Origin of the sequence: Micromonospora sp. URMC 105 (assembly GCF_051386295.1) — a bacterium.
Taxonomy (GTDB): domain Bacteria; phylum Actinomycetota; class Actinomycetes; order Mycobacteriales; family Micromonosporaceae; genus Micromonospora.
Genome location: NZ_JBPQTL010000051.1, coordinates 24,979 through 40,202, shown reverse-complemented (window position 1 = coordinate 40,202; position 15,224 = coordinate 24,979). Strand labels below are relative to the sequence as shown.

The 15,224-nt window shown below is 75.3% G+C and carries 16 protein-coding genes and 1 pseudogene; 12 read left to right on the top strand and 5 right to left on the bottom strand.

Annotated features, from left to right (window positions below; genetic code table 11):
* A pseudogene (locus ACSNN7_RS17730) lies at positions 1 to 576 on the bottom strand (hypothetical protein); the annotation flags it as partial.
* 241 nt (positions 577 to 817) lie between these two features.
* Here ACSNN7_RS17730 and glmS point away from each other — a divergent pair.
* Entirely contained in the window at positions 818 to 2,731 is a 1,914-nt protein-coding gene (gene glmS, locus ACSNN7_RS17725; RefSeq protein ID WP_436681920.1) for a glutamine--fructose-6-phosphate transaminase (isomerizing), read from the top strand.
* Between the two features lie 87 nt (positions 2,732 to 2,818).
* Here glmS and ACSNN7_RS17720 read toward each other — a convergent pair whose 3' ends face one another.
* Positions 2,819 to 4,510, bottom strand: a complete 1,692-nt coding sequence (locus ACSNN7_RS17720; RefSeq protein WP_436681919.1) for an alpha/beta hydrolase — start codon at positions 4,508 to 4,510, stop codon at positions 2,819 to 2,821.
* Positions 4,507 to 4,803: a hypothetical protein gene (locus tag ACSNN7_RS17715; protein ID WP_436681918.1), complete on the bottom strand. Its 297-nt coding sequence runs from the start codon at positions 4,801 to 4,803 to the stop codon at positions 4,507 to 4,509. Before ACSNN7_RS17715 ends, ACSNN7_RS17720 begins: the two co-directional genes overlap by 4 nt.
* A 172-nt stretch (positions 4,804 to 4,975) precedes the next feature.
* Here ACSNN7_RS17715 and ACSNN7_RS17710 point away from each other — a divergent pair, with 172 nt between their 5' ends.
* The 7 genes from ACSNN7_RS17710 (at position 4,976) to ACSNN7_RS17680 (ending at position 10,857) form a co-directional block, all read left to right on the top strand.
* Positions 4,976 to 5,344, top strand: coding sequence for a holo-ACP synthase (locus tag ACSNN7_RS17710; RefSeq protein ID WP_357163635.1), 369 nt, complete (start codon positions 4,976 to 4,978; stop codon positions 5,342 to 5,344).
* Between the two features lie 53 nt (positions 5,345 to 5,397).
* Entirely contained in the window at positions 5,398 to 6,870 is a 1,473-nt protein-coding gene (locus ACSNN7_RS17705; protein ID WP_436681917.1) for an NAD(P)H-hydrate dehydratase, read from the top strand.
* 84 nt (positions 6,871 to 6,954) lie between these two features.
* Positions 6,955 to 7,308 (top strand): PepSY domain-containing protein, encoded by a 354-nt coding sequence (locus ACSNN7_RS17700; protein ID WP_436681916.1) that lies wholly within the window; start codon positions 6,955 to 6,957, stop codon positions 7,306 to 7,308.
* Positions 7,309 to 7,353: 45 nt separating this feature from the next.
* Positions 7,354 to 8,472: an alanine racemase gene (alr, locus tag ACSNN7_RS17695; protein ID WP_436681915.1), complete on the top strand. Its 1,119-nt coding sequence runs from the start codon at positions 7,354 to 7,356 to the stop codon at positions 8,470 to 8,472.
* A 55-nt stretch (positions 8,473 to 8,527) separates the two neighbouring features.
* Positions 8,528 to 9,622: an alpha/beta fold hydrolase gene (locus ACSNN7_RS17690; protein ID WP_436681914.1), complete on the top strand. Its 1,095-nt coding sequence runs from the start codon at positions 8,528 to 8,530 to the stop codon at positions 9,620 to 9,622.
* Positions 9,619 to 10,101 (top strand): tRNA (adenosine(37)-N6)-threonylcarbamoyltransferase complex ATPase subunit type 1 TsaE, encoded by a 483-nt coding sequence (gene tsaE, locus ACSNN7_RS17685; RefSeq protein WP_436681913.1) that lies wholly within the window; start codon positions 9,619 to 9,621, stop codon positions 10,099 to 10,101. Before ACSNN7_RS17690 ends, tsaE begins: the two co-directional genes overlap by 4 nt.
* Positions 10,102 to 10,155: 54 nt before the next feature.
* Complete coding sequence (locus ACSNN7_RS17680) at positions 10,156 to 10,857, top strand: uracil-DNA glycosylase (protein WP_436681912.1); 702 nt, start codon at positions 10,156 to 10,158, stop codon at positions 10,855 to 10,857.
* On the opposite strand, the gene ACSNN7_RS17675 is transcribed toward ACSNN7_RS17680, so the two are convergent.
* Entirely contained in the window at positions 10,846 to 11,589 is a 744-nt protein-coding gene (locus ACSNN7_RS17675) for a helix-turn-helix domain-containing protein (protein ID WP_436681911.1), read from the bottom strand. The two genes, ACSNN7_RS17680 and ACSNN7_RS17675, sit on opposite strands and share 12 nt — an antisense overlap.
* 278 nt (positions 11,590 to 11,867) lie before the next feature.
* Here ACSNN7_RS17675 and tsaB point away from each other — a divergent pair, with 278 nt between their 5' ends.
* From tsaB to ACSNN7_RS17655, 4 genes are read left to right on the top strand one after another with little or no spacing between them, the layout of a single operon-like run.
* Positions 11,868 to 12,545 (top strand): tRNA (adenosine(37)-N6)-threonylcarbamoyltransferase complex dimerization subunit type 1 TsaB, encoded by a 678-nt coding sequence (gene tsaB, locus ACSNN7_RS17670; protein ID WP_436681910.1) that lies wholly within the window; start codon positions 11,868 to 11,870, stop codon positions 12,543 to 12,545.
* Positions 12,542 to 13,018 carry a ribosomal protein S18-alanine N-acetyltransferase gene (gene rimI, locus ACSNN7_RS17665; protein ID WP_436681909.1) on the top strand — a complete coding sequence of 159 codons (477 nt, stop codon included), beginning with the start codon at positions 12,542 to 12,544 and terminating at the stop codon, positions 13,016 to 13,018. Before tsaB ends, rimI begins: the two co-directional genes overlap by 4 nt.
* Positions 13,018 to 14,064, top strand: coding sequence for a tRNA (adenosine(37)-N6)-threonylcarbamoyltransferase complex transferase subunit TsaD (gene tsaD, locus ACSNN7_RS17660; protein WP_436681908.1), 1,047 nt, complete (start codon positions 13,018 to 13,020; stop codon positions 14,062 to 14,064). Before rimI ends, tsaD begins: the two co-directional genes overlap by 1 nt.
* A 22-nt stretch (positions 14,065 to 14,086) precedes the next feature.
* Positions 14,087 to 14,341, top strand: a complete 255-nt coding sequence (locus ACSNN7_RS17655; protein ID WP_238449185.1) for a hypothetical protein — start codon at positions 14,087 to 14,089, stop codon at positions 14,339 to 14,341.
* Between the two features lie 23 nt (positions 14,342 to 14,364).
* On the opposite strand, the gene ACSNN7_RS17650 is transcribed toward ACSNN7_RS17655, so the two are convergent.
* Entirely contained in the window at positions 14,365 to 15,102 is a 738-nt protein-coding gene (locus ACSNN7_RS17650) for a DUF4142 domain-containing protein (RefSeq protein ID WP_436681907.1), read from the bottom strand.
* Positions 15,103 to 15,224 lie beyond the last annotated feature (122 nt).

Here is a 15,224-nt window from a genome sequence, read left to right as displayed (position 1 = left end):
GGGCTGGACCGGCGGGGGCGGGGACCAGGTCGGCTCGGGGCTCTCCTCGTCGTAGTACGGGCCGGGCTCGTCGTAGTACGGCTCCGGGCCGTCGTAGTACGGATCGGCGGCGGTGGGGCTGTACCGCCCGATCAGCACGCTGCCCACCCCCACGCACCCGCAGACGGCGAGGACGAGCGCGGCGGCGACGGCGATGACGACGACCACGACCCGGCGTCCGTTGGTCGGGCCGGGTGCGGGCCGGTACCCGGGGTAGGCGTAGGGCGGCGGGTAACCGGCGGGCGGGTGGGGCTGCCCGGCCGGTGGCCAACCGACGGGCGACGTGCCCGGTCCGGCCGCGTCCGCGGCGGTGGGGCCGCCGGGCGTCGGCGCGGCCGGGGCGGTGGCCGGCGTCGCCGGGCCGGTGGACGGCGGCGCCCACGGGTCCGGCGGGGTCCAGGGCTGGGGCGCGGCCAGCGGGTCCGGCGGCGTCCAGGTGGACGGTGCGGGGCCGGTCGGATCGGCCGGGACGGCGGGCGCCGGGTCGGAAGCCGGCGAGGAGGACGGCGACGGGTCGGGCGAGGGCGATTCGGACATGGCTGCTCCGGTACGGGCGAGGGGAACGGGACGAACGGACCGCCCGAGGGACGTGCCGGATCCGCCGAGAGACTGTCGTACCGGGGGCGGGCCCGCAACCCCGTCGGCCCTCCGGAGCCGGGCTGATGGTGGGCGCGGTTGTCCGCAGGACGCCCGTCATCGGCCGATCGCTCAAATTCAGTGATTGTTTACCCGACTTCCGCGCACGCGCAGTGAGCGAAACTGGGTTAGGCTGCGGACCATGTGTGGAATCGTGGGTTACGCCGGCTCGCGCCCGGCGCTCGGCATCGTGCTCGACGGACTGCGGCGGCTGGAGTACCGCGGCTACGACTCTGCCGGCGTGGCGATCGTCTGCGACGACGAGCTGCTGACCGAGAAGAAGGCCGGCAAGCTGGCCAACCTGGAGAAGGTCCTCTCCGAGCGCGCCGCGAACAACCCCGACGACTGCGCGGCCAGCCCGATCGGCATCGGGGACGGCACCACCGGCATCGGGCACACCCGCTGGGCCACCCACGGCGGCCCCACCGACCGCAACGCCCACCCGCACCTGGCCCCCGACGGCCGGGTCGCCGTGATCCACAACGGCATCATCGAGAACTTCGCGAAGCTCCGGGCCGAACTGGAGGCCGACGGCGTCCAGTTCACCAGCGACACCGACACCGAGTGCGCCGCCCACCTGCTGTCGGCCGCCCTGGCCGACCTGCGCGCGGCCGGCGAGGCCGACAACCCGCAGTTGCTGGCCTCGGCCATGCGGGTCGTCTGCCAGCGGCTGGAGGGCGCCTTCACCCTGCTGGCCGTCGACGCCGGCATCCCCGGTGCGGTGGTCGGCGCCCGGCGCAACTCGCCCTTGGTGGTGGGCCGTGGCGAGGGGGAGAACTACCTGGCCAGCGACGTGGCCGCGTTCATCGAGCACACCCGCGAGGCGGTCGAGCTGGGCCAGGACCAGATTGTCCTGATCACCGGCGACAGCATCGAGATCACCGACTTCGCCGGCCAGCCCGCCGCCGGCAAGGACTTCCACATCGACTGGGACTCCTCGGCCGCCGAGAAGGGTGGCTACGACTGGTTCATGCTCAAGGAGATCGAGGAGCAGCCGCAGGCCATCGCCGACACGCTGCTCGGCCGGCTCACCGAGACCGGTGAGATCGCCCTCGACGAGGTCCGCCTCAGCGACCAGGACCTGCGCGACGTCGACAAGATCTTCATCGTGGCGTGCGGCACCTCCTACCACGCCGGCCTGGTCGCCAAGTACGCCATCGAGCACTGGACCCGGATCCCCTGCGAGGTCGAGCTGGCCAGCGAGTTCCGCTACCGCGACCCGGTCCTCGACCGGTCCACCCTGATCGTGGTGATCTCGCAGTCCGGCGAGACCATGGACACCCTCATGGCGCTGCGGCACGCCAAGGAGCAGAAGGCCCGGGTGCTGGCCATCTGCAACACCAACGGCTCGACCATTCCGCGCGAGTCCGACGCGGTGCTCTACACCCACGGCGGGCCGGAGATCGCGGTCGCCTCCACCAAGGCGTTCCTCACCCAGGTGGTCGCCTGCTACCTGATCGGCCTGCACCTGGCCCAGGTGCGCGGGATCAAGTTCGCCGACGAGGTGGGCGCGGTGGTGGCGCAGCTCCAGGAGATGCCCGGCAAGCTGCGCGAGCTGCTGGACCGGATCGAGCCGGTCCGCGAGCTGGCCCGGGAGCTGAAGTCCGAGCCGACCGTGCTCTTCATCGGCCGGCACGTCGGCTACCCGGTGGCCCTGGAGGGCGCGCTCAAGCTGAAGGAGCTGGCGTACATGCACGCCGAGGGCTTCGCCGCCGGCGAGCTCAAGCACGGCCCGATCTCGCTGATCGACAAGGGCACCCCGGTGATCTGCGTGGTGCCCTCGCCGGTCGGCCGCGGCATGCTGCACGACAAGGTCGTCTCCAACATCCAGGAGGTCCGCGCCCGGGGCGCCCGGACCATCGTGATCGCGGAGGAGGGCGACCAGGCGGTCGTCCGCTACGCCGACCACCTGATCTACGTGCCGCGGACGCCGACCCTGCTGGCCCCGCTGGTGACCACCGTGCCGCTCCAGGTGCTCGCCGCCGAGATCGCCGCCGCCCGGGGCCACGACGTGGACCAGCCGCGCAACCTGGCCAAGTCGGTCACCGTGGAGTGACCTGACCGCACCGTCCCCCGGACCCCGCCCGCCGTGACCACGGCCAGCGGGGTCCGGTCGTTCCGCCGACGGCACGGGTCGCGGCGGTCACCGGCCGAGCACGATCCGGGCCATCCCGTCCAGCGCCGGGTTGCCGGCCTCCCAGTAACCGGTGTGGCCGTACCGGCCGCTGGGGAAGGCACGCCCGCCGAAGCCCGGGGCGGTGGGATCGCGGCCGAACCACAGCTCGTGGTCGTCGGGGCGGAGCAGCGAGACCGCCGTGGCCAGCGGCGCGGCGGCCAGCACCGCCCGGCCGGTGAGCTGCCCGGGCGGCTCGACCAGCCGGATCACGTCGTCGGGCGCGGTGCTCGCCCAGACCCGCTCCGGCGGCAGGCGCAGCGCCTCGGCCCGGTCCACGCCCACTCCTGGCGAGCCGACGAAGACTAGGGCGTCCGCGTCGAGACCGTGGTCCCGGGCGGCGGTGCCCACCACCACCGACCCGTAGCTGTGCCCCAGCACCGTCTGCCGGGCCGGCGGGCCCTCGTGGGTCTCCCGCAGCCCCTCCTGGAAGCGGTGCAGCGCCGGCCCGGCGTCCCGGGCCTGGTCGGACCGGGCCGCCTCGGGCAGGAAGTCCGGCGCGTCGTAGTCCAGCCAGAGCACCGCCGCCGTCTCCCGTCCCGGCGCCAGGCCGGTGCACCGGGACAGCACCCGCCCGGCCCGGCCCAGCTCGCCCGGGGCGTCGGCGAGGTCGGCGGTCATCCCCGGCACGTACGTCAGCACCTGCTCGGCGTGGTCGGGGTTGCCCAGCGCCACGATCGCCCGCCCGTCACCGGCCGGGTCCAGCCCCAGCAGGTACGCCCGGGGCGGCTCCCCCGACGCCAGCCGCGCGGCGAGCCCGTCGAGCCCGGCCAGCTCCGCCTCGACGCGGCGCAGCCCGGCGCGCTCGGTCGACCGGCCGAGAAGTTCCCGCCGCGCGGCGAGCAACGCCTCCCGCCGGTCGGCGAGCAGCAACCGGTTGGCCTGGTCCCGAGCCGCCGCCGGTACGCCGTCGAGGCGCCCGACCCGGCCCGGCTCGTACAGCACCAGCCAGCGCCGCTGGCCCGGGGTGAGCCCCGCCCACCAGGCCCGGACGGTCGCCGGATCGGCGTCGGCCGGGGGACGGCCCGGTGGCGGCGGCTCGGCCCAGCCGGCGCGGGCCGCCGCGCTCAGCTCGTCCAGCCGGGTGGCCGCCTCCCGATCCGCCGCGTCGGCCAGCGCCAGCGCGTCGGCCAGTGCGGCGGCCACCTGGTCGAGTGCCGGCGGCCCGGCTGCCGCGCCGGCAGCGGCAGCCGAGCCCGGCCCGGTCCGCCCGCCGGGCAGGGAGCGGCCGCCCGGCTGTGCGCCCGAGCGGAGCCCGGCACCGGGCAGGACGCCGGCCTCCGGGCCGGCCCAGGTCGGCGCGCTGGGCGGAGCCGCGCTGACCCCGCCGTGGCGGTCGACGAGCACACCGCTCCGCTCGGCCAGCGCCACCGCCTCCGCCAGCCGGGCCTTCGCCGCCCGGAGCCGGCCGGCGAACTCGGCGAGCACCTGGTCCGCCTCGATCAGGGCGGGCAGCAGCCCGCCCAGCTCGCCCCGCAGCGCGTGGAGCCGCCCGTCGGCCGCGCCGGCGGCCCCACCCGACCAGCCGGCGCGCAGGGCCGCCGCCCGCTCGGCCAGCGCCGTCCGGCGGCGCCGGACCGGGCCGGCCAGCCCGCGCCAGGCCGCCCCGGCCTCGCCCCAGCGGCCGGGGGCGGCCCGCCAGAGCTGCGCGTACCCGGTCACCGGGGCAGCCCGGTCAGCCGGGCGGCCGCCCGCTCGTCGGCCGCGTCGTACCCGTCGGCCGCCGCGCGCAGCGCCGAGCCGGCCTCCGCCACCCGGGCGCCGAGCGCGCCGTGCCAGTCGTGCACCGCCGACTCCAGCCGCGCCAGCGCCGCCGCCGCCCGCCACTCGGCCGCCGCCACCACCAGCCCCGGCACGCCGATGAGCCCCTGCGCCAGCGCGTACGCCTCGCCGGCGAGCCCGCCCGCCACCTCGCGCAGCACCCCGGCCCGCACCTGCACCGGCTCCCCGTCCACCGCACGCCCCCTCCGCAACCGCCGAACCGGCTCGACGCTAGGCAGCGCCACCGGTCGCCGGGAGGGCCTGTGGACGGCGGGCGGTGGTCGTACCCGAGGGTTTTCCACAGGCGTTGCCCACAGCGCAGCAGGCAGCTAATCTGCCGCTCCCGCCGCCGGTAGGGTGAGCTTCGTGATCGTCGCGGTCGGCATCGACGTCGTGCTGGTGGACCGGTTCGCCCGGGCGCTGGCCCGCACGCCGCTGCTCGCCGACCGGCTCTTCACCGAGGCGGAGCGGTACACCCGCTCCGGCAATCCGCGCTCCCCGGAGTCGATGGCCGCCCGGTTCGCCGCCAAGGAGGCGGTCGCCAAGGCGCTGGGCGCCCCGGGCGGTCTGAGCTGGCACGACTGCGAGATCGTGCCGGACCCGGACGGCCGGCCGTGGCTGACCGTCTCCGGCACGGTGGCCGCCGCCGCCGTCGAGCGCGGGATCAACCGCTGGCATCTGTCGCTGTCCCACGACGGCGGGATCGCCTCGGCCATGGTGGTCGCGGAACGCTGATCGGCCGGACGGGCCGTCCGGGCCCGCCCGCGGGATGACGGATGGGGCTCGGCATGAGACCGGTGTGGCGGGTGGCGGACGTACGCGCGGCGGAGGCCTGCCTGATGGCCACCCTCCCGCCGGGGACGCTCATGAAGCGGGCCGCGGCCGGCCTGGCCCGCCGCTGCGCGTTGCTCCTCGCCGACCGGGGCGGGGTGTACGGCGGGCGGGTCCTGCTGCTGGTCGGCACCGGTGACAACGGCGGCGACGCGCTCTACGCCGGGGCGCTGCTGGCCCGGCGCGGCGCCGCCGTGTCGGCGCTGCTGGTGACCCCCGGCCGGGCGCACGCCGAGGGGCTGGCGGCGCTGCGCGCCGCGGGCGGCCGGCTGGTCGACCGCCCCCCGGCCATGGTCGACTTGGTGCTCGACGGGATCGTCGGGATCGGCGGCACCGGCGGGCTGCGGGAGACCGCCGAGCAGCTCGCCGCCAGCCTCGTCCGCTACTGCGGGCGGGACGGGACGCGGGCGACGGTGGTGGCGGTGGACGTGCCGAGCGGGGTGGCGGTGGACACCGGGCACGTGCCGCTGACCGCCTCCGGCCGGCCCAGCGCGGTGCGCGCCGACGTGACGGTCGCCTTCGGGGCGCTCAAGCCGGCCCTGGTGGTCGGGCCGGCCGCCGCCCTCGCCGGTCAGGTGGAGCTGGTCGACATCGGGCTCGAACCGTGGCTGCGCGGGTCACCGGCACTGCGGATGACCGAGTGGTCGGACGTCGCCGACTGGTGGCCGCGGCTCGGCCCGGCCTCGGAGAAGTACACCCGGGGCGTGGTCGGAGTGGCGACCGGGTCGGCGACGTACCCGGGGGCGGCGGTGCTCTCGGTGAGCGGCGCGCTGGCGGGGCCGACCGGCATGGTCCGCTACGCCGGCGGAGCCCGCGCGGAGGTGCTGCACCAGCACCCGTCGGTGATCGCCACCGGCCGGGTCGCCGACGCCGGCCGGGTGCAGGCCTGGGTCTGCGGCTCCGGGCTGGGCACCGGCGAGGACGCCGCCGCCGAGCTGCGCGCGGTGCTCTCCGCGCCGGTGCCGGCGGTGCTCGACGCCGACGCGCTCACCCTGCTGGTGGACGGCTCGCTCGCCGACCGGCTGCGCAACCGGGACGCGCCGATCGTGGTCACCCCGCACGACCGCGAGTTCACCCGGCTCTGCGGGGAGGAGCCCGGCGCGGACCGGGTCTCCGCCGCCCTGCGGCTGGCCGCCTGGATGAACGCGACGGTCCTGCTCAAGGGGGACCGCACGATCATCGGCACGCCGGACGGTCGGGCGTACGTCAACCCGACCGGCACCCCCGCGCTGGCCACCGGAGGCACCGGGGACGTGCTGGCCGGGCTGCTGGGCTCGCTGCTCGCCGCCGGGCTGGCCCCGGAGCGGGCGGCGGCGACGGCCGCGTACCTGCACGGGCTGGCCGGACGGGAGGCGGCCCGGGGCGGCCCGGTGACCGCGGCCGACGTGGCGGTCGCCCTGCGCCCGGTGCTGGCCCCGCTGCTGGATTGAACCGGGACCCGGTTCCCGGCCGTACCTCCGGGCGTGTGAGGCGTCGCCGACGCTGCCGGCCGCACGCGTCTTCCAGGAGGAACAATGCGCAGAGCGCTGCTGCTGACCGTCGCCGCCGGCGGCATGCTGCTGGCCGGTACCGCCGTCGCCGCGGCCAAGGACGGCCGGGACCGGGTGGCCACCCCGCCGGGCGGGCCCGCCTTCGAGCTGCGGATCGACCCGGAGCTGGACGCCCGGTTCGGGCCCCGGCCGGTGAACGCCGTGCAGGCGGCGGAGATCGTCACCGCCCGCTTCGGCGGGCAGGTCACCCGGGCCGAGCTGGACGAGGCGAACGGCCGCCCGATCTGGGAGATCGAGCTGAGCGGGGCGCGGGTCGGTGCGGTCGACGTCGACGCGATCGACGGTGCCGTGCTCGGTGGTGAGGCGGGCGACGACTGAGACCGGCGCGCCGCCGGAGATCACCGGCGCAAGTAGGCTGGGCGTATGTGGCAGGCCGAGGTGCGCGTCGATCTCGACGCGATCCGTGACAACGTGGCCCGACTCCGGTCGGGCACGAGCGCCGAGCTGATGGCGGTGGTGAAGGGCGACGGGTACGGGCACGGCATGGTCCCGTCCGCCCGGGCCGCGCTCGACGCCGGGGCGGACTGGCTCGGGGTCTGCACGCTCGACGAGGCGCTGACCCTGCGCCGGGCCGGGATCACCGCGCCGGTGCTGGCCTGGCTGCTCGCCCCGGGGCTGCCGCTGCACGAGGGCGTCTCGGCCGGGGTCGACCTGGGCGCCGCCAGCCTGCCGCAGCTCGACGAGATGATCGAGGCGAGCCGCCGGGCGGACCGCCCGGCCCGCCTGCATCTCAAGATCGACACCGGGCTGTCCCGGGGCGGGGCGACCGTCGCCGACTGGCCGACCCTGCTGGAGGCCGCCGCGAAGGCCCAGGCCGACGGCCTGGTCGAGGTGGTCGGCGTGTGGAGCCACTTCGTGTACGCGGACATGCCCGGCCACCCCACCACGGACCGTCAGCTCGCGGTCTTCCACGAGGGGCTGGCCATGGTCGAGCGGGCCGGGCTGCGCCCGCGCTACCGGCACCTGGCCAACTCCGCCGCCACGCTGACCCGCCCGGACACCCACTTCGACCTGGTCCGTCCCGGTATCGCCGTCTACGGGCTCTCGCCGGTGGCGGGGGAGCGCTTCGGGCTGCGTCCGGCGATGACCGGCCGGGCCCGGGTGATGCTGACCAAGCGGGTGCCCGAGGGCACCGGCGTCTCGTACGGCCACACCTACACCACCGACGGGGAGGCGAACCTGGCCGTGGTGCCGCTCGGCTACGCCGACGGGGTGCCCCGGCACGCCTCCAGCGTCGGGCCGGTGCAGCTCGGCGGGAAGCGACGCGTCATCTCCGGCCGGGTCTGCATGGACCAGTTCGTGCTCGACTGCGGCGAGGACACGGTGGCCGCCGGGGACGTGGCCACCCTCTTCGGCAGCGGCGCGGACGGCGAGCCCACCGCCGACGACTGGGCCGAGGCGGTCGGCACCATCAACTACGAGATCGTCACCCGGTTCGGCAGCAGCCGGGTGCCCCGGGTCTACGACGGCGAGCGGCCGTGAGCGCGAGGAGTGAGCCGGGTTTGCGAGCCCCGCAGTCGCGAATCAAGGTGGCGCCGTGAGCGGGCAGCGTTTCCGTATCCCGCGGCCGCGGACCGCCGCCGGCAAGGTCGCCGGCGTGGTCGGGGCCGCGGTCGGCGTCGCCGCCGCGGGGCTCGCCGCGGGCGTGGTGAGCGAGCGGGCCCTGGTCCGCCGCCTCAAGGCCGACCCCACCGACCGGTACGCGGACGAGGTCTTCGGCGAGCAGCGGTACGACGACGCGTTCCGGCTGGAGCTGCCGGACGGCACCGACATCCACGTCGAGGTGGTGGAGCCGACGCGTCCGGCGCCGGGCCGGCCGACCGTGGTGCTGGTGCACGGCTTCTGCCTGGACATGGGGACGTTCCACTTCCAGCGCAAGATGCTCGCCGAGCGGGGCGAGCACCGGATCGTCGCGTACGACCAGCCCGGCCACGGCCGCTCGGGGCGGCTGGAGACCGGCGAGTACGACCTGGCCGCGCTGGGCCGCACCCTGCGCCGGGTGATCGACCGGACCACCCCGGAGGGCCCGCTGGTGCTGGTCGGCCACTCGATGGGCGGGATGACCATCATGGCCTTCGCCGAGCTGTACCCGGAACTGTTCGGCGACCGGGTCGTCGGCACCGTGCTGATGGCCACCTCGGGCGGCCTGCTCGCGGAGACCAAGCTGGTCGCTCCGGCGCTGATCGGCCGGGTCGGCGCGCCGGTGCTCTACATGATGAGCAACGCCGCCCGGTACGGCGGCACGGTCATCGACCGGGCCCGGAAGTCGACCTCCAACGTCGCCTGGCTGCTGACCCGCAAGTACGGCTTCGGCACCCGCAAGCCCAGCCCGGCCCTGGTCTCGTACGTGGAGGAGATGAACTCCCGGACCTCCGCCGACACGGTCACCCGCTACCTGCGGACCCTCGCCACGCACTCGCGCTTCCCGGCGCTGGCCGCGCTCAGCGGCACGCCCGTGCTGGTCGTGGTCGGGGACAAGGACATGATCACGCCGGTGACCCACTCGGAGGAGATCGTGCGCCGGCTGCCGCACGCCGAGTACATGAAGATCAATGACAGTGGGCACGTGGTGATGCTGGAACACGCCGACGAGGTCAACAAGGCGCTCTGGGACTTCCTGGAGGGGCTGTGACGCTGACCGTCACGCTGCCGGCGGTCGAGGACACCCACGCGTTCGGCCGCAAGCTGGCCGGGGTGCTGCGCGCGGGTGACCTGCTGCTGCTCACCGGGCCGCTGGGTGCCGGCAAGACCGCGCTGACCCAGGGCATCGGCGCCGGGCTCGGGGTGCTCGGCGACATCACCTCGCCGACGTTCGTGATCGCCCGGGTGCACCGGCCGGACCCGGCCCGGGGCGGCACGGTGGCGCTGGTGCACGCCGACGCGTACCGGCTGGGGGACGCGGGCGACCCCCGGGCCGAGATCGACGACCTGGACCTGGACGCCTCGGTGGACGACTCGGTGACCGTGGTCGAGTGGGGCGAGGGGCTGGTCGAACAGCTGGTCGACGCCCACCTGCGGGTACGGCTGGACCGCAGGGAGGACGACACCCGGCTGGTCGAGCTGGAGCCGGTCGGGGGCGACTGGGCGCGGCGCCTGGACGACCTGCGCTGAGCGCTGTCGTACCAGCTGCCTAGAGTGCCCGGGACCGACTGCGAAAGGTTGCCGATGCCCGACGAGACCCCCACCCTCGACCTGCTGGCGCTGCTGCCCGAGGAGTGGCGTGCCGTGCTCACCCCGCACCTCGACCCGGCCCGCACCGCGGCGCTGGCCGAGTTCGTCGCCCGGGAGTACGCCACCCAGACCGTCTTCCCGCCGGTGGAGGACCTCTTCTCGGCGTACCGGCTGTGCGCGCCGGGCCGGACGCGGGTGCTGATCCTCGGGCAGGACCCGTACCACCGGGCCGGGCAGGCGCACGGGCTCAGCTTCAGCGTGCGCGACGGGGTGACGGTGCCGCCGTCGCTGCGCAACGTCTTCAAGGAGCTGGGCGAGGACCTGGGCGTGCCGAAGCCGCGCAGCGGCAACCTCGACGGCTGGGCGGCGCAGGGCGTGCTGCTGCTCAACGCGGTGCTGACCGTCCGCCAGGCCACCCCCGGCTCGCACGGCAACAAGGGCTGGGAGGAGTTCACCGATGCCACCATCCGGGCGCTCGACGCGATGGAGCAGCGGGTGGTCTTCCTGCTCTGGGGCGGCTACGCCCGCAAGAAGGCGGCCCTGGTGACCAACCCGCAGCACGTGGTGCTGGAGGCCGGCCACCCCAGCCCGATGAACCCGCGCGGCTTCCTCGGCAGCCGCCCGTTCAGCGCGGCCAACAAGGCGCTCGCCGACGCCGGCCTGCCCACCGTCGACTGGGAGCGCTCAGCGGGCTGACCCCGCGCCGGCCGGCCCCGCGTCGGCCAGCCTTTCGGCGGCGTGCCGACGGCGGTGGCGGCGCAGCAGTTCGGCGGCGCGGGGGTCGGTGAGCTCCACCGCGACCAGCGGCACCACGCGGTAGCTCCGGTCCCCGTGCCGCACCTCGATCGCCTCCGGCAGCTCGTCGCACATCTGCGCACGGAGCTGGCCGTACCGGGTCTGCCAGCGGTGCTCGCCGGGCTCCTCGGGTTCGAGGCGGAGCCCGCCGAACTCGCTCCACCGGGCATTCCACCGTTGTCCGTAGGCCGCGTCCAGCCAGGCGGTGAAGCGGGCCGAGTCACGCCAGCGAACGGCGATCTCCCCCGCGTCGACCGGCACCGGGGCGCCTTGCAGCAGCGCGGCGGTACTGCCGGTCAGCAGGTGGGGCAGGTCGCCGAGCCGGTCCAGGACCCGGTCCAGACCCAGATCGTCGACCCGCTCGGCCAGTGACCGCGCGGCCAGGTCGTCCATCCGGGCGTCGAGGTGGCTGTCCAGTGGTTCCACGGAGACGGCGAGCTGGAGGTCCAGCGCGGCGAGGAGTCGCTCGGTCAGGGCGACGGTGGGCACCCGGTCGCCTCGTTCGAGGCGCGCGACCGCGCCCTGGCTCACTCCGGCCAGGTCGGCCAGTTCCTGCTGCGTCAGCGACCGTGCTCCCCGCTCCCGGCGCAGCACGGCGGCGATCTGGGTGGCGAGGCGACTACTCTCCGGCATCCCCGGATGAGCCTAACGGAAGTGAGTGATATGCCTGTCAGTCATATTTATGCCTCACTGGCATATCGCTCACTGAGGTGCGAGGAGGGCTGGCGTCACCGAGGGTAATCACGGCCGTCCTCGCCGGTCGACCACGGCGCTGATGGCGGTCGAGGGCGTTCGAGGCGCAGGCGGTGGGCACCGCGATCCGGGGCGGCTCACCGGTCGCGACCTCCGGGAAGCCCGCGCCGACGGGGTGTGACCGGGCGTGACTGGGGAGGCGGCTAGGCTGGCATACCGTGCTCGTACTGGTGGTGGACTCCTCGACCCCCGCGGTGACCGCGGCGCTGGTGGAGGTCTCGGCGGACGGGGTCGTGCCGCGCGCGCACCGGTGCACGGTCGACGCCCGGGCCCACGGCGAACTGCTCGCCCCGCAGGTCGACGCGGTGCTGGCCGACGCCGGCGCCCGGCCGCGCGACCTGGCCGCGATCGTCGCCGGTCTGGGCCCCGGCCCGTTCACCGGGCTGCGCGTCGGCCTGGTCACCGCCGCCACCATGGGCCAGGTGCTCGGCGTCCCCACGTACGGCGTCTGTTCGCTGGACGCCATCGGCCACCCAGCGGCGCTCGGCGAGCCGGTCCTGGCGGCCAGCGACGCCCGCCGGCGGGAGGTCTACTGGGCCGTCTACGACGGCGCCGGTCAGCGGATCGCCGGGCCGAACGTCGACGCACCCGCGGTCGCCGCGGAGCGGGCCCGCGACCTGGCCGTCACCGCCGCGGTGGGCGACGGCGCCCACCGGTACGCCGACGTGCTCGGCCTGCCGCTGCGGGTGGAGCCGCGCTACCCGGACGCCACCGCGCTGGCCACCCTGGCCGCCGAGCGGATCCGGGCCGGCGCGCCGACGGAGACGCTCACCCCGCTCTACCTGCGCCGGCCGGACGCCGTGGCGGCGACCGCGCGCAAGTCGGTCCTGCCGTGAGCCACCCGGTACGACCCACCCGGTTCCGCTGGTGGCACATCGACGAGGTGCTGCCGATCGAGGCGGACCTCTTCGGTGCCGAGCAGTGGTCGCCGGCGATGTTCTGGAACGAACTGGCCAACGGGCACTGGTACCGGGTCGCCACCGACGCCGACGGCGCAGTGCTCGGCTACGCGGGGCTGACCGTCCAGCCGGACGAGGCCTGGGTGCAGAACATCGCCGTCCGGCGGGACGCCCAGCGGCGCGGCGTCGGCCGGATGCTGCTGGAGGAGCTGCTCACCGAGGCGGCCCGGCAGGGTGCCCGTACCGTCCTGCTGGAGGTCGCGGCGGACAACGCCCCCGCCCAGAAGCTCTACGCCAGGTACGGTTTCGAGCCGATCGGCGTCCGCCGTGGCTACTACCAACCGAGCAACACCGACGCGCTGGTCATGCGGCGCGTCGCGGCCCCGACCGAGGACGGGACGGACGACTGATGGCTGACGAACCCCTGGTCCTGGGGATCGAGACCTCCTGCGACGAGACCGGTGTCGGCATCGTGCGCGGGCACACCCTGCTCGCCGACGCGCTCGCCTCCAGCGTCGAGCAGCACGCCCGGTTCGGCGGCGTGGTGCCCGAGGTGGCCAGCCGCGCCCACCTGGAGGCGATCGTGCCCACCATGGACCGGGCGCTGAAGGAGGCGGGGGTGACGCTCGCCGACATCGACGCGATCGCGGTCACCTCCGGCCCGGGCCTGGCCGGCGCGCTGCTGGTCGGCGTGGCCGCCGCCAAGGGCTACGCGCTGGCCGCCGAGAAGCCGGTGTACGGGGTGAACCACCTCGCCGCGCACGTCGCCGTGGACACCCTGGAACACGGGCCGCTGCCCGAGCCGGCGGTCGCCATGCTGGTCTCCGGCGGGCACTCCTCGCTGCTGCTCGTCGACGACCTCGCCCGGGGGGTCACCCCGCTCGGCGCGACCATCGACGACGCCGCGGGGGAGGCCTTCGACAAGGTGGCCCGCCTGCTCGGAATGCCCTTCCCCGGCGGCCCGTACATCGACCGGGAGGCCCGGGCGGGCGACCCGGCGGCGATCGGTTTCCCGCGCGGTCTCACCGCGGCCAAGGACCTCGCCGCCCACCGCTACGACTTCTCCTTCTCCGGGCTGAAGACCGCGGTCGCCCGCTGGGTGGAGGCCCGCCGGCGGGCCGGCGAGCCGGTGCCGGTGGCCGACGTGGCGGCTTCCTTCCAGGAGGCGGTCTGCGACGTGCTGACCGCCAAGGCGCTCGACGCCTGCCGGGCCAACGGCATCGACACGCTGGTGATCGGCGGGGGAGTGGCCGCCAACTCGCGGCTGCGCGCGATGGCCGAGCACCGCGCCGCGAAGCACGGCATCCGGGTCCGCGTACCCCGGCCGAAGCTCTGCACCGACAACGGCGCCATGGTCGCGGCGCTCGGTTCGCACCTGGTCGCGGCGGGGGTGACGCCGAGCCGGCTCGACCTGCCGGCCGACTCGGCCCTGCCGCTGACCACGGTCAGCGTGTGACGGCACGAAGGGGAGGGCCGACGTGATCGTGCGGATGTGGGAGGCGCGGGCGGAGCCGTACGGCTTCGCCGACCTGATCACCTGGGTGTGTGACACCGCCCTGCCCGAGCTGGAACACGACCCGCTGCACCTGTCCAGTGAGGTCTTCTCCTCCACCGACCACCGGGTGGTGGTCATCTCCAAGTGGCGGAGCAGTCCCCAGCCGCTGCCCGAGCCGCCGGCCATGCTGGTCGCCCGGCCCCCGCACTCCTGGGACTTCACCCAGGTCGACCGCTGACGAACGGCGACGGCGCTGAAAGGTCAGCTGCGGCGCAGGATGCGCCAGGTGGAGAAGCCGCCGACGCCGAGGGCGAGCAGGAAGACCGCCCAGACGATGGTGGTGCTGACCCCGACCGACGGGGCGGGGGCGCCGGCCTTGGCGGCGGCGATCAGCGAGTCGCTCTGGGCGGGCGGCAGCGCGGCCGGCGGCATCTGCTGCCAGCGGACCAGCCCGGTGCTCTCCAGCATCGTCATGTGGTCGGTGACGAACTTGTTGGCCTCGTCGGCGAGCTTGCGGACGGTGGCGTCCCGGGTGCTGGCCCGGATCGCGCCGATCACCGGGAAGATCTTGCCGTGCGCCACCCGCAGCCGGGTGACGAAGATCTGGTCGAACTGGTTGCCGTTCGCCTCCTGCATCTCGGTCAGCCACCCCTTCTGCTCAGAGGTGGGGTCCGACGGCAGGGTGGCGCCCAGTTTGTTGGCGGCGTCGACCACCAACTGGTCGAGCACCCCGTGCTGGCGGGCGATCTCGGCGCCGATCTCCCGGACCCGGGGGGACACGCCCTTCTCGGCGGCCATCTGCCCGGCCGGCATCTCCCAGAGCCCGGCCAGCCGTACCCCGTTGAGCAGTGTCATGTCGGCGGCGTTGATCTGGTTGCCCGGTGCGGCCACGGCCGCGCCGGGCAGCAGGCCGATCCCCGCCACCAGCGCGATGAGCAGCACCGCCACCCGGTGGGTCCGGTGCCCTGGCCGACGACGTGCGGATTCCAGCGGTGCCATCCTGCGGTGCCTCCTCGGTCCGGGCCGTACGTGTCACGTCGGGCAGCGCACCCACCGGCTGCCCGTTCGTCCACTGGTACGGATCGTCGGCCGAATCAGTTCACCGCTGCTGAGCGACAACT

Excerpts from the sequence above, each read along its gene's own strand:
- glmS (WP_436681920.1), top strand. The coding sequence starts at position 818 with ATGTGTGGAATCGTGGGTTACGCCGGCTCGCGCCCGGCGCTCGGCATC.
- ACSNN7_RS17705 (WP_436681917.1), top strand. The coding sequence starts at position 5,398 with ATGAGACCGGTGTGGCGGGTGGCGGACGTACGCGCGGCGGAGGCCTGC.
- ACSNN7_RS17700 (WP_436681916.1), top strand. The coding sequence starts at position 6,955 with ATGCGCAGAGCGCTGCTGCTGACCGTCGCCGCCGGCGGCATGCTGCTG.
- alr (WP_436681915.1), top strand. The coding sequence starts at position 7,354 with ATGTGGCAGGCCGAGGTGCGCGTCGATCTCGACGCGATCCGTGACAAC.
- ACSNN7_RS17680 (WP_436681912.1), top strand. The coding sequence starts at position 10,156 with ATGCCCGACGAGACCCCCACCCTCGACCTGCTGGCGCTGCTGCCCGAG.
- ACSNN7_RS17675 (WP_436681911.1), bottom strand. The coding sequence starts at position 11,589 with ATGCCGGAGAGTAGTCGCCTCGCCACCCAGATCGCCGCCGTGCTGCGC.
- tsaD (WP_436681908.1), top strand. The coding sequence starts at position 13,018 with ATGGCTGACGAACCCCTGGTCCTGGGGATCGAGACCTCCTGCGACGAG.
- ACSNN7_RS17650 (WP_436681907.1), bottom strand. The coding sequence starts at position 15,102 with ATGGCACCGCTGGAATCCGCACGTCGTCGGCCAGGGCACCGGACCCAC.